This window comes from Halobaculum magnesiiphilum, assembly GCF_019823105.1.
Lineage (GTDB): Archaea > Halobacteriota > Halobacteria > Halobacteriales > Haloferacaceae > Halobaculum > Halobaculum magnesiiphilum.
Map to the genome: position 1 here is coordinate 716,732 of NZ_CP081958.1, position 12,530 is coordinate 729,261.

A 12,530-nucleotide genomic window follows, 5' to 3' on the forward strand; every position below is an offset into this window, starting at 1 on the left:
TTGACAATCGAGTTATTCCGGTACGATGTCTGCGAGTGCGTTCTCTAGAGACCCGTGGAATTGCCAACTCGCCCGCTTGAACGCCCCGCGGTCTGGATGTCGAGTTCTTCACCGGATTCGTCCACTTCCCAATTCAGGGTCCCGAAGCAATGTACTTCGCAGAGTTGGCGGACTGCCTGTGCATCGATTACGATTGCGCCGGTCGATGTCGTCCAACGTATACCGTCGTCATTCAAATCCGGTGCGTTGGCACGCTCATCGACGTCGGTCTTCAGTTCATTGCCCGGTTCGTCCATCATCTCCCACAGCAGGCCGACCACAGAACGTGTGACAAACGACACGCCTCGTACGTGTCATTCATCCAGTCTCGTCTAGTACTCTATCTCGGATATCTGTGACCCGTCCAAAGAAATAATAGAAGAAGTCGCGCATCGGTGAGTATGACTGACCGTGGACTCGACTCGTGGACTGACGACCTCACTGCACGAGAGCGTGTACGAGAGATCGTGACCACGATCACCGAACCGCGGTCTGTCGAATGGGTCCGTGAAGAAGCGCAGGTGTCGTCGTGGCAAACTGCGAAAGACGAGCTGGAGATGCTGGTCGACTTCGGGCAAGTACAGGCTGTTGGAGGCGACGACGGAAACAGGAAGTACGCGCCGAACTACCAACGTCGCTACTTCGACGAGGTGGCCGAGTTGATCAACACGCACACGCGAGCAGAACTTCGTGATGAGATCGCCTCCATTCATGCAGACATCGACGAGTGGAAGGGCCGATTCGATGTCGAATCCTGGGATGAATTAGAAGCGACGCTCACTGATGACGCCCTCGACAGTGAGAGAATTCGAGAGCGCAACCGCATACTACGCCAGTGGGAACGATACGAGGACAACAAGCGTCTCCTCAAACATGCGCGTCAACTACCCCACCCTAAACGCCTTCGGCGTTTTGAGGGAGGGGCTTGTCCATGAACTCGGCGTCGAACCCTTTCGGGTGGGCGGTGAATCCGCCACTCGGCGTCACTGTTCCAGACTTCAGGGCGAGCTGACTGTCGCCCGTCCGCCGAGACGACTGTTGACCTCGACGGACATACCGCATCCCGATGTTCTTTGCTGCGTTGTAGTCCGCGTTCGCCTCTGACTCGCACTTCACGCAACGGAAGTCAGTACGAGTCAGGCGGTTTTCGTCTGCAGTGAACCCGCATTCGGCGCACCGCTTCGACGTGTACGCCGAACCCACTTGCTTCACCGAGATGCCATCTGCCTCGGCTTTGTACTCTACTTGCTCGTACAGCGTTCGGAACGCCCATTTGTGCCCCCACGACGCGCCTGTCCGGTCGCGGATGTCGGTCAAGTCCTCGAACGCGATCACGTCACACTCGTATCGGAGTGCTTCATCCACGATCGCGTTCGACGCTCGGTGGAGTACGTCGCGGACGTATCGAAGCGCACGTCCACTCGACTGTTCGAGTGTTCGGTGGGCGCTCCGAGTGCCGGTCTGTTGAAGTCCTGCACGCACGTTCTCGAACTCGCGGAGGGTATGAGAGAGTTCGCGTCCATTGATGAATCGGGCGGTGCTAGTGACGGCGAGGTTTTCGATACCGAGGTCAACCCCGAGAACCGTTCCGTCCTCGGCGGTGTTTCGCTCGGTGTCGGTCTTGGGTCGGCGAAACCCCATATGCAGGAAGTAGTCACCGTCGCGAGTTGTGAGCGTGCTTTCTGTTGGCTCCCACTCGTCGGAGTCGAGATACTGCCGTTGGTAGCCGTCGTCGGCATCGGGAAGGGCAAGCCGACACCGGATGCGACTCTCCGTTGTGGAGAGGGACACCGTATCGTCGTCAAATAGTGTCATTGTCCGGGTGTCGTACTTCACCGTAGGCGCTGTGAAGGTCGGCTTGCTCACGTTCTTGCCGTTGGAGCGGCGTTCGAGACAGCCGGTGATGGCTTGGGCGGCTTGGTGGGTGGCGAGAATCGCGTGCTGACTCCCGAGGTCGGTCTGGTCGCGCACGTCGTCGTAGGCGAGAGGCTGTACGTCGCTTTTCGCGTTACACTTGCCCCACGCCATGTCCGTGGCGAGTTGGCAACCACGCTTCCACTCGGAGATGGTTTCCTCAAGCAACGTTCGTTGCCTGCCGTTTACCGAGAGGCGGGTGATTGCCGTCCGACGCACGTAGTCGTCTGCCACAATTCAATGTATGTACGTACCTACTTATAGAATAGTGTCTGTACTCGATACGAACGCGCTCCCCCCCTCCCTACTCACTCGCTCCGCTCGCTCCTTGAGGAAGGGGACTCCGCGCTACCGCTTCAGTTGAATGTGTTTGACCGGCGAATCGATGATCTCGTGGATATTCTCGATGTGGTGACGTGGGAAGACGGCGTCCCTCACCTCCCGAACGAAGCAGTCCGGTAAACACCGTTTGGAACTACGTAAGTAGAGTCCGCATGTCGAGTGTTTTCACGGGTGACCCCCTCACTCACTGGTTCGGATCCGGCGAGTGAAACCCAGACGAGTCGCCGAAATCATTGTACACAATGCATACATTGCGAATAGTATGGGAACGATCTCGGCATGCGTGCCCGATGAATTGGAAGCAGAACTCGACGCATACCTCGAAGACGAAAACCTCGACCGAAGTACGGCTGTTCGAAAGCTTCTCTCGGAGGGGCTTGCTGAGTGGCAACGCCAACGAGCACTCGACCAACTTGCAGCTGGAACCATCACGTTCGCTAAAGCGGCCGAGCTGGCGGGGATGTCCGTCTGGGACTTTGCACAGCTCGCCAACGAACACGATATCACCTGGGTGGCCGACGAGCATCTCGACTCGGACCTCGAGGCGCTGTGAATGTGGGTCTTCGACGCAACGCCGCTCAGCTACCTCGCGAAGGTCGATCGACTCACGCTCGTCCAGCACCTCGAGGTGTCGTGTGGTATCGCCGAACTCGTCTACGTAGTGTATTAGTCTATAGTGGGAGAGAGCAAGCAGCCACGTATCACTCGATTCGGTAGCAACGTTCGCACCAAATTGTTTCGTAGAAGTTTGTTTAAACTGTACTGAGACACCAGTTGCGGGTACAGGGAGGTGGGCGAACCAGTTCCCACCATTGGGGAGGAGAGCAACACCTTTTGTGTTGGAGCCTGTAACAACGGGTGATGCCGTGGGACGACGATAACGGTGCAACGCAGGTACTCGACGTCCGCGAGCGGTTTCCCGAAAACGCGACGTACGTGCAGATCAGTGCGTACCACGTCCCCCGCTCAGACCGCTACCCCGACGGCGTCAAGTATTCGATGCAGTACGGGCACACGAACGCTCCTGACGGCGAAGATGGCACGATCATCCGGTACGACAACTTTCCGGATCATCCTGGCGCACCGGTCCATCACAAACATACAGAGGACGGAGGGATCGAGTCGGTCGCGTTCGACGGCCTGCGCGAACTCTACCGCGAGTTCAAACACGAGGTGAGAGAAAATGACGAACCCTGGGACTGACCCCGACGAGACGACCGAGAACCGCATCATGCACATCCGGTTCGCCACGGGCAATGCTGACCGCGTCGAGGAGGCGCTGGCGGCACTCGACCGTGGCGATGAGCCGGTTCCCTACCTCGAGCGCGTCTACCGTGACGTCGACAACCTCCACCGGGTGACGCGACCGAAGAATCTGGAGCTCCTCCGCGTCCTCGCGAGCGAACAACCGGAGAGCATCCGGGAGACAGCGCGCCTCGTCGACCGTGATGTCCGGCAGGTTCACCGGAACCTGGAAGAGTTGGAGGAGCTGGACCTGATCAGCTTCGAGAGCGAGGGACCGGGGAAGCCGAAGCGGCCGCACGTGTGGTACGACGAGATCGCCGTTGAACTCCCGCTGACCGCCGGCGACGGAGCGAACGAAGACTCTGTCGAGGCGTAGGCTACGCCGGCGGCCGCCAGTCGTCGAGTTCATCGAGCGTCCAGTCCCTGCACAGCCGGTTCTCGTTGATCGAGGATAGCCATCTCCTCGAAGAGAGTGAAATACTCCCCGCGGTACACGGCGGGGCTTCCCAGACGGTTGGAATACCAGTTGGTTCGTGTACAGCGAGGACCCCCAAACCACGACAGCGGTATCGACCACACCACCGTGCTACACGATTTCCCTGAATACCTACCTACCCAGCAACGGGAATCGACTCCCCAGCCCGGCCACCCGTCCGCCGATCGGCTGGGGCAGACTCCGACCGACCGCCACGTACTATCGGGAGCGCCCGTATGTTCGACCCAGGAGATGCTCCGGACGGTGCTTCGCCACGTCGAGAGTGGCCCGCTCTCGCGTCAGCTCCGACGGTTCGTTATCGTCGGGACCATCGCGGCCGGAGTCCAGATGGCCTTGCTCTGGTTGTTCGTCGAGACTGCTGGAGTGCATTATCTGATCGGGGCAGTAGTCGCGATCGAGATCACGATCGTCCTCTCGTATGTCCTGAACAATGCGTGGACGTTTCGGCGGATGCAGAACTCGGGAGTGGGCGGATATGTGGTGGGCCTGCTCAAGACGAATCTCGTTCGTGGAACGGCGATTCCGATCCAACTCGTGGTGCTGTACCTGCTCGTTGACTGGCAGCAGGTCCCGTATTTGCTGGCCAACGCGGTTGCCATCGTGTTCAGCGGGCTCTATCGGTACGTGCTCGATGTTCAGTGGACCTGGGGATGACATCTTCACTGGCTAATTCGCCAACCGAGTAGGACCGATCCCGCAAATAGTCGATAACCCGTAGCTCCGCTTCCCTCATAGATTCCAATTTCACCGATGTATTTATACGTATATCGGTGAGTGTGGAATTCAGACCCTTGGCGCTCAGATCGGGTCGTCAAATGGTGAGGCGTTTGTACAAACGTATTCGGGGAGGCAATTCGATCTGCGAGTCCGAACTACTCGAGAGTGATTAGATATATGTGGTACTTAGTAACACACACTGACTAATTTTAATACAATTGCCACGATATTCCAGGCTGACGTCCGATACACCCCTCAAACCGAGAGAATTCAACACGATGATGATCACTCGCCTCACCCCGCGGCGTGCTCGTTCTCGCTTAGCCGCGGGTCCCGTGTTCGGCGAGTGCCTACAAGATCAGCGTGCGAAGAGCCCGGGCGCAAACCGCCGGATCCACGTCGACTTCGAATACGAGAGTTCGACGCAATCCGGCGACGGCCGGACACTCTCACCCGCATAACTCGGCCCCCATACGGACTACCCGTCACGGGTCGGGGAACACGGGATTGCCGCCTGCCTGTGCCCGGTACTCGCTCAGGACACAGCCTGATGCGAGTGCGGGATGCCAGGCTCGCGGCTGCTTGGTTTCCGTTCGTCCCGATACAGGAGCGAGCGGACTCCGTCCGCGCTGAGCGTACGGAAGTCGTTAGCCAACAGCCCCGCAGCGAGAGCTGCGGCTACGTCGAGCCCCGGAGTCTCCGCTGGCGAGGGACGCCGGACTTTGAATCCGGAGGTCGCCGGTTCGATTCCGGCCGGGGCGACATGCCGACGTGGTGTAATCCGGCGAGCATACGGTCCTGTCACGGCCGTGATCCGGGTTCAAATCCCGGCGTCGGCGTGGATGCGTGGCGTGGCCACGTGGGGATACCCATCGAGGTAGGCAGCCCGTTGGTGCGATCAGCTAGATCGTTCCGACGATGCTGGGCCCAGCAGGGTCTGCAACCTACATGAGCCGGTGTGGTATTCCAGGGAACACCCGAAGTACGCCCCCGCGATGAGACGCGCAACCACAACTACTCGGTCGCGGTTGCACAGTTGGAAACAGTCGTACAGATAGCGAATCAGCTGCCGAACGCTCGGCAGTCCAGTAAGCCGATGGTCCAGCGGACGACGATCTGTGCTTTAGGCGCACAGGACCGAGGTTCGAATCCTCGTCGGCTCACTGTGCCACGACTGGGTATTGGGGAACCCAGCGGCCTGCTATGCCGTGGCCGTCTATGTTCGGCCTCCCGGTTCGAATCCGGGCTGGAGCATTCTCCAACAGTCCGAGACCCCCTCACTTCCAGCCGACGAGACTGAGGGACGGACAGCTGTGGAGAACTGACAGATGCCCATGAGTGAGTTCCGAATTGTGGTGCTGCGGGATAGGGTAATGGCAGTCCACGGGGCTCATATCCCCGAGGCCCAGGTTCGACTCCTGGTCCCGCAATGGAGGACAACAATGGGACTATTCGATACAGTCGAACTCTACGACGACGTCCACCTACCGGAGTACCCCGAAAGGATGACTCCTGCCGAGGACGTCGACTGGCAGACGAAAGGCATCGATCGACCGACCATGACCACATTTCGGATTACGGCGGACGGTCGGCTCCTCGAAGAGGAGTGGCACACCGAAGCGGTCCCGCCAGAAGACCGACCATACGCGAGCCGTGACGACGTCGACGAGGACGATTTTCGCTACATGGCCGGTAGTCTGAATCGAGTCCACGACGGCTGGATCGAACGAGACGACTACCACGGCCGCTTCAAGCTCAAACACTCCTTCGAGGATCTCGATACACTCGTCACGTATCAAGTGACGTTCACGCACGGGCAACTCGAGGGCTTCGAGCGCTTGCAATAATCCGTGCGTGTCCGCCGCACCTCAGCGCTTGATTTCGTCCCTACTGCGCTCCCGGAGTCTCCGTTGGCGAGAGACGCCAGTTTTTCAAACTGGAGGCCAGGGGTTCGATTCCCCTCGGGAGCACTCGGGGGGCTGGCTCTGACAGCGTTTTCCCGTGTCTGACATAGCTGGCAGCCACGGATCCGTGACGCTGTCACGGTCGGCTTTCCCCAAGCGTGTGGTCGTCCAGGTGGTGCGTTCCTTCAGCCCGCAAAGCACACCAACGGGAGTCATAGCCCGTCGCACCACCGGTTGCCCGACCGCACGTGGCGACCGTCGAGTCGGAGCGTTGCTTCGCTAGGAACTCGCAGGTTCAAATCCTGTCGGTGGCGCAGTCCATCGAGAACATCCCGGACAAAGAGCGTACGAGAGGACGCTCGACACCGGTTCCGCTCCGACAGTTTTCCGGTCGCCGTGTCGCCAGTGGCCGTCGATCTGGAGCGTTATGTCGATGGCACTCTACGGGTTCGAATCCCGTCGTTCGCTCCAGAAATTGTTCGGCCACTCGTGTTCCCGTAGCTCAGTCAGGACAGAGCACCGTCAGAGCGAGACTCTGACGAGCCCTCCTTCGGGTCTTCGAACCTCACGAGGACACCGGCCTTCGAAGCCGGGTGTCGCACGTTCGAATCGTGCCGGGAACGTCCAGCCGAGCGATGCGAGGCTGGTTCGGGAAGTTTCTCTCCCGATACTCGCTGCTCACAGAGTGAGTGGGCAACATCGGTATCGGAGTCGCCTGTCGCGGCTCCAAGTGATAGGATGGAATTCAACACGCCAAAGCAAACGGTCGCGGAGGCAACGCGGACCACCAACTACGAAGGTGGGGAAGCGTTCGAGCCTGCCGACCCCCGACTCGCACTGTACAAGCAGACGATCAACCAACTGCTGGAGGGCTCGTTCTACGAGACCGATGACGAACAACTCGCTGCTGTCGTTCGCCAGTTCGATGCCGCCGCAAACGAGGACCCGGAGTTCGTCCTGAAGCTCGCGGCCTATGCTCGCCAGGAGCTCTACTTGCGGGACATCCCACAAGTGCTACTCGTACTGGCAGCCAACGACGACCGATTCAAGGACGACTCCCCCGAGTCGCTCATCCGCGAATGGGCGCCGGCGATCATCAAGCGGATGGACGAGACGGCCACCGCGCTCGCGGTCCACGATCAGCTGTTCGGCGGGACTGCGCCGTGGCCGCTTCGACGCGGGATCGAGGACGCGCTGGTGGAGATGGCCGACGCCTACACGCTGGGCAAGTACGACCTGTCGCGGCGCGAGGTGACGCTGCACGACGTCTTCAACCGCGTCCACCCCACGCCCGTCGACGCCGAGCAGGAAGCGCTCTTCGAGCGGTTCATGCGTGGTGGCCTTGACGACTATCCCGACGTCGACCCGTTGCCGGCGCCGAACACGTGGGAGACGGTTATCTCCGAGCGCGGCAACACCCAAGCCGCCTGGGAACTGCTCATCGAGGACGACGAGTACACGCTGCCCATCTTCGCGTCGATCCGGAACCTCCGGAACATGCTCGAAGCCGGCGTTCCGGAGGACACCGTCGTGGATCACCTCGACCTGGAGGCCGTCCGACACGCGCCGCTGTACCCGTTCCGGTACTACCAGGCCTACACCGCGCTGCAAGACGCGGATGTCCAAGCACCGACGGTCGAGCAGTGGCTCGAAGACGCAATTGATGTCGCGGTCGAGACGGTGCCTGGCGGATTCGGCGATACCGTTGTCGCAGTCGACCTATCGGGATCGATGGATCATCCGCTGTCTGCGAACAGCACGCTCCGACTGAAGGAGATCGGTGCGTTGTTCGGTGCGATCCTGGCCGACCAGGGTGCTGACGTCGGCGGGTTCGGCGATGACTTCCAGACCGTTCCGATGCACGTCGACACGCCAGTCCTGCAGCGCCAATCGGCGGTGTTGGCGATCGACGAGGACGTCGGGAACTCGACGAACGGTTGGAAGGCTATCAGGCACCTCCACGACCGCGAGGATGCTGTTGAACGCATCATCGTCTTCACCGATATGCAGATCTGGGACAATACGCCGTTCACAGCCCGCGATTCCCAAACAGTCAAAGACGCGTTCGATGCCTATCGGGACGAGGTGTCTGCGGACACCGCGCTGTATCTCGTCGATCTCGCGGCCTATGGCGACTTGGTGACACCAGAAGGCTACGAGAACGTCTACAACATCTCGGGGTGGTCGGAAAACGTCCTCTCGTTCCTCGAACACGCCGAGAATCCGAAGCAGGTCATTGATGAGATCGAGGCGTTCGAGCCGACCTAGCCCTGTCCGAATCTTTCTTTGAGAATGTGCGAGTGGTGGAGTTCGGAACCAAGCGGTCGTGCCACGATCGAGACGGGCGTTCGAACTGTCCCTCGCGCACTCTGAGTACAGTTGTGGAACATCTGGACCGTGAGACGCGCCTTAACGGAGAGGATAATACAGTGTAGTAATTCGCGTGGGGCGTTGGTTCAGCCAGATTCATCCGTGTCAGACAGCACGGCCCAAAACCACTTCTGAGCCGTCCCGGAGAAATTCACGAATGCCACGACGAGTGTCTTGGGACGGACGAGACAGGTCTTCAGGCGCTGGATGAAGACAGATCCGGGCGCGGCATCTCTTCGATGTCGCGGATGCGGTCTGTCTTCTCGACGGACTGGTACTGTCGTTTCCAGGCGTTTTCTGGGAACAGACCGTTCTTGTCGAACAGTTTGCGAGCTGGCTCAGTAAGTCGGTAGAACTTGAAGGGGTAGCCTCTGACACGGTTCCCTACTTCGAGTTCCACTTCCTCAACTACCCCCACATCCATCAGCGTCTTCAGATGCCGACGGATCGCGTCGTCACTTAGTGGAGGATTCATATAATCCAGTTCCTCCACAGTGGGGAGTCCGTTCGGATGGCCGACAATGTCCGCAAGGATGTCGGCCCGCTTCGAATCGGTGGCTTTCTGCAGTGCCCTCCAGGTATTGAACTCCTCAGTATCCTCAGTAGGGGGGTCATCAGCCTGGGGCGGGACGTGGCTCATATCCGTAGACATGTTCCCGACCAGCATAAACACTTGCATCAGAATGAGGTCGGTAGCACAAATACTATCACAACTAATTGGACGGAGATACCATAATTGAAGTGGTGAACGGACAGTGGACACCTATGGATAGTGGCGAACGATCGGGGGACGAAGACGATTGGGAGAGATCACAGATCCCGGATGCAGACGAGATCATGGACGGGATTGAGAGTATCAGCCTGACGCCAACGGAGCACCAACGGATCAAGGACCTCCTCAACGGTGAACGCCTGAATCGAATCAAACGGTTCGACCGCCGATACCTCGTCGTCGGGGCGGGTGGGGATACAGCAGCAGCCGAGCGCCGGATGATCGTCTACGACCTGCTCGACGAGCGTACTGATCCCCCGGCTATTGCTACCCGTTTGGAAGACTTCGGCCTCACCCCGGAAGACATCCGTCTGTGGGGACGCGTCTTCGATATTCTCTGCGGGGAGGCGACGCACATTGTCGGAGTACTCGAGGATTTCGACGGCGGCTACGTCTGGGAACTAGGCCTGCTATTTGCACCGGAGTACCGCCAGAAGGTATGGATTCTCAAACGGGCATATGAGAGCGAACAGGAGGAACGCAGGCGATACGAGAACGGGATGGCAGCCTCACACGTCGAATTGCTTCTGACGGGAGAGCAGAGCGTTGAATGGGTAGATGTTGAAGACCTGAAGGCGGCGACGAACAAGATTCCATGAACTACCCTACCCTGCCGCTCGGCTGACGGCTCGCGCTTGAGAGTGGGGCTTCCTGCTTCGATGGCGCGCTTTGCAGATGAGGAAGTGTCTATAGGGAGTGCAGTCTCCACAGGCGTGTCTCCAGGTTATTCCTTCATCGCAAGCGAGAACCGAGGATACGTCTACCGGCTCTGTTGAACCCTCAGAAGATGACCAGAATGGTGTGCAAGATACAGTCGAAATACCGAACCCAAAGGGTATAGATGGGATGTCCTTACAATGGGTCAAAATGGCTAGAATTGATGCCACTATCGAGACGTTACAGGAGTACACTTTCGTTCTCAAAATCCTCTTGTTGGTTCTTAGTGCGGTTTCAATAATCGGAGGTTCAAACCTTCTTTCGACCAAACCTGTCTTGGGAGGGACTCTGATTTTTTCCGGTATTCTTCTCGACTTTGGTGTGTTGTTAATATATAAATGGGAGATTGAGACGGTTCAGGACGAGATAGAGGACACTCAGACGGAAATTAACCAAACCAAAAGTGAGGTGAACGCCACCAAGAATGAGATTGCCCAAACCAAGGAAGAAGTAAACGCTACAGGAGAGAAAGTAGAGGGAGTTCAGGACTCTATTTATGAGAAGTTCGGAAGATACCGAGGCAGGGACAGTCTGGAGGGTCGAACAAATGAGTTAGAGGAGCAGATCGAGGATGTTGAGGAGGAATTAGAAGAATTGAATGATACTCTGTTTTCCCTCAGTGGAAGATACAGAGGGCGAGATAGCATTGAAGAACGAATTGATGAACTCGAAGAGACGATTGAAAGTCTAAAAAGTGAACTGAACGACTGGGAGAAAGAAATGGGCGGAAAAGGACGCCGTTTCAAGCGCTTGTGATTTCATCACCGAAAGCAACGGTTCCCCCTGTGCGAAGACGTACCAATCCGTACAGTTGTGCAAATTGATTGAAGTTTATACCGCGGTAGAAGCGTGCCTCACCCTCGGCATGTACAAGAGATATATTCAGAAGAGTGGTATCAACATTGACGAGTGAAATAAGAGCCCTATATGAACTCTCGGTTGAACAAGTGACCTGAGGTTCAAGTTTAAACGGTGGATTTCACGAGCATGAATAAAACAATATTAATAATCGATTTGATCTTGGCTCTGCTCATTTCCTCGATCATTACGTCTGCTCTAGGTCCTGTATTTGAGTTGGGGTACACACAATGGATGGGTGCTGATGGGAGCGATTGGCCGTTACTAACCCGAATTGTATGGACACTGGTGGGACTCTTCTTGTATAACCTACCAAATCTGATGGCGGTGTTTTCAATCATTGAAATAATACGGGCAAAATATTGATCATTTGAACAAGTACTACCCAGATTCGCAGTTCCTTCCTATCGGCCAATTCAGATGCATATCACTGGAATGAAGGGGAGGAATGGCCTTCTGAATTCACCCTCTGCATCCTGCAACTCGTCGGTGTCTGATTTCGACTGGAAGTGACTCTATATCCCAATTCAGCGGTCGGCGCCCCCTCGGTAGCTCCCCTCACGAGTGGGTCACGTAGGCTTATTACGTACTATTGCAGTCTATTACACATGCCCATCAGCATCGACCACTTCGAGGACGATCCCCCGGACGTCCTCGATATCCAGGAGGGGACGCAACCGTATCGCATTCTTCAGTTCCTTGCCGAGAACAGCGAGCAGGCGTTCACACAGACGGAGATTCACGAAGCAACAGACATCAATCGCGGGAGCGTTGGAGCTGCGCTGTCGCGCTTGGAGGAACGGGGCCTCGTCCGCCACCGCGGGCGGTACTGGGCCATAGCAGACGATGATCGCCTCGCCTCGTACGCGGCGCAAATGAACGCCAGCTCTGTCTCGACGACTGACGATTCCTACGGGGAAAAGGCCTGATCTCGGCGTCCTCCCAGAACTGGTCGGCTACGGTGACCAGTGAACTCGCGCTGTTCCCTTCGATGTGGCTCTGGTGAACTACCCCACCCTACCGCTCACCTGACGGCTCGCGCTTGAGAGTGGGGCTTCCTGCTTCCACGACGCGCTTTGCAGGTACGGACGTATCCACAGGGAACGCAGTCTCCACAGGTGTCTGATTGATGGAGTCGAACCTAAGTATGTGTAGA

At 57.7% G+C, this 12,530-nt stretch carries 13 protein-coding genes, 6 tRNA genes and 3 pseudogenes; 17 read left to right on the forward strand and 5 right to left on the reverse strand.

Translation table 11 applies throughout. The features are described 5' to 3' along the window. Nucleotides 1-44: 44 nt before the first annotated feature. Complete coding sequence (locus tag K6T50_RS03680) at nucleotides 45-320, reverse strand: hypothetical protein (RefSeq protein WP_222608953.1); 276 nt, start codon at nucleotides 318-320, stop codon at nucleotides 45-47. A 120-nt stretch (nucleotides 321-440) separates the two neighbouring features. On the opposite strand from K6T50_RS03680, the gene K6T50_RS03685 reads away from it, so the two are divergent. After that, entirely contained in the window at nucleotides 441-974 is a 534-nt protein-coding gene (locus K6T50_RS03685) for a DUF7342 family protein (protein WP_222608067.1), read from the forward strand. Here the strand turns inward: K6T50_RS03685 and K6T50_RS03690 are convergent. Then, on the reverse strand, nucleotides 934-2,187 hold the full coding sequence (locus K6T50_RS03690; RefSeq protein WP_222608068.1) for an RNA-guided endonuclease InsQ/TnpB family protein: 1,254 nt from the start codon (nucleotides 2,185-2,187) through the stop codon (nucleotides 934-936). The genes K6T50_RS03685 and K6T50_RS03690 overlap by 41 nt on opposite strands. 370 nt (nucleotides 2,188-2,557) lie before the next feature. Here K6T50_RS03690 and K6T50_RS03695 point away from each other — a divergent pair, with 370 nt between their 5' ends. The 13 genes and pseudogenes from K6T50_RS03695 (at nucleotide 2,558) to K6T50_RS03755 (ending at nucleotide 8,925) form a co-directional block, all read left to right on the forward strand. Further along, a complete protein-coding gene (locus K6T50_RS03695; RefSeq protein WP_222608069.1) occupies nucleotides 2,558-2,848 on the forward strand; it encodes a UPF0175 family protein in 291 nt (96 codons plus the stop codon). Continuing rightward, nucleotides 2,849-2,953: pseudogene (locus tag K6T50_RS19250) on the forward strand (PIN domain-containing protein); the annotation flags it as partial. Between the two features lie 203 nt (nucleotides 2,954-3,156). Further along, nucleotides 3,157-3,498 carry a toxin-antitoxin system TumE family protein gene (locus tag K6T50_RS03705; protein WP_222608070.1) on the forward strand — a complete coding sequence of 114 codons (342 nt, stop codon included), beginning with the start codon at nucleotides 3,157-3,159 and terminating at the stop codon, nucleotides 3,496-3,498. After that, nucleotides 3,479-3,916, forward strand: coding sequence for an HVO_A0114 family putative DNA-binding protein (locus K6T50_RS03710; protein ID WP_222608071.1), 438 nt, complete (start codon nucleotides 3,479-3,481; stop codon nucleotides 3,914-3,916). Before K6T50_RS03705 ends, K6T50_RS03710 begins: the two co-directional genes overlap by 20 nt. 351 nt (nucleotides 3,917-4,267) lie before the next feature. After that, nucleotides 4,268-4,690, forward strand: a complete 423-nt coding sequence (locus tag K6T50_RS03715) for a GtrA family protein (protein WP_222608072.1) — start codon at nucleotides 4,268-4,270, stop codon at nucleotides 4,688-4,690. A gap of 749 nt (nucleotides 4,691-5,439) precedes the next feature. Then, nucleotides 5,440-5,515, forward strand: a tRNA-Gln gene (locus K6T50_RS03720). A gap of 3 nt (nucleotides 5,516-5,518) precedes the next feature. Then, nucleotides 5,519-5,592, forward strand: a tRNA-Asp gene (locus tag K6T50_RS03725). A 251-nt stretch (nucleotides 5,593-5,843) separates the two neighbouring features. After that, nucleotides 5,844-5,916 (forward strand) — tRNA-Leu (locus K6T50_RS03730). 196 nt (nucleotides 5,917-6,112) lie between these two features. Then, nucleotides 6,113-6,183 (forward strand) — tRNA-Met (locus tag K6T50_RS03735). Between the two features lie 12 nt (nucleotides 6,184-6,195). Then, complete coding sequence (locus K6T50_RS03740; RefSeq protein WP_222608073.1) at nucleotides 6,196-6,600, forward strand: hypothetical protein; 405 nt, start codon at nucleotides 6,196-6,198, stop codon at nucleotides 6,598-6,600. A 47-nt stretch (nucleotides 6,601-6,647) separates the two neighbouring features. After that, nucleotides 6,648-6,723: transfer RNA gene (locus K6T50_RS03745), tRNA-Glu, on the forward strand. A 425-nt stretch (nucleotides 6,724-7,148) separates the two neighbouring features. Beyond that, nucleotides 7,149-7,280: transfer RNA gene (locus tag K6T50_RS03750), tRNA-Arg, on the forward strand. A gap of 115 nt (nucleotides 7,281-7,395) precedes the next feature. Beyond that, the gene (locus K6T50_RS03755; RefSeq protein WP_222608074.1) at nucleotides 7,396-8,925 is read left to right on the forward strand and encodes a TROVE domain-containing protein; all 1,530 of its coding nucleotides are present in this window, start codon (nucleotides 7,396-7,398) and stop codon (nucleotides 8,923-8,925) included. 298 nt (nucleotides 8,926-9,223) lie between these two features. Here K6T50_RS03755 and K6T50_RS03760 read toward each other — a convergent pair whose 3' ends face one another. Continuing rightward, nucleotides 9,224-9,667 carry an ArsR family transcriptional regulator gene (locus tag K6T50_RS03760; protein ID WP_222608075.1) on the reverse strand — a complete coding sequence of 148 codons (444 nt, stop codon included), beginning with the start codon at nucleotides 9,665-9,667 and terminating at the stop codon, nucleotides 9,224-9,226. Nucleotides 9,668-9,792: 125 nt separating this feature from the next. On the opposite strand from K6T50_RS03760, the gene K6T50_RS18880 reads away from it, so the two are divergent. Beyond that, entirely contained in the window at nucleotides 9,793-10,398 is a 606-nt protein-coding gene (locus K6T50_RS18880; RefSeq protein ID WP_225935364.1) for a DUF8170 family protein, read from the forward strand. Between the two features lie 14 nt (nucleotides 10,399-10,412). Here the strand turns inward: K6T50_RS18880 and K6T50_RS19215 are convergent. Then, a pseudogene (locus K6T50_RS19215) lies at nucleotides 10,413-10,514 on the reverse strand (RNA-guided endonuclease InsQ/TnpB family protein); the annotation flags it as partial. An 86-nt stretch (nucleotides 10,515-10,600) separates the two neighbouring features. Here K6T50_RS19215 and K6T50_RS03770 point away from each other — a divergent pair. Both K6T50_RS03770 and K6T50_RS03775 read left to right on the forward strand, forming a co-directional pair. After that, a complete protein-coding gene (locus K6T50_RS03770; protein WP_222608076.1) occupies nucleotides 10,601-11,272 on the forward strand; it encodes a coiled-coil domain-containing protein in 672 nt (223 codons plus the stop codon). 710 nt (nucleotides 11,273-11,982) lie between these two features. Further along, nucleotides 11,983-12,303, forward strand: coding sequence for a helix-turn-helix transcriptional regulator (locus K6T50_RS03775; RefSeq protein WP_222608077.1), 321 nt, complete (start codon nucleotides 11,983-11,985; stop codon nucleotides 12,301-12,303). An 88-nt stretch (nucleotides 12,304-12,391) separates the two neighbouring features. Here K6T50_RS03775 and K6T50_RS19220 read toward each other — a convergent pair. Further along, nucleotides 12,392-12,496: pseudogene (locus K6T50_RS19220) on the reverse strand (RNA-guided endonuclease InsQ/TnpB family protein); the annotation flags it as partial. Nucleotides 12,497-12,530 lie beyond the last annotated feature (34 nt).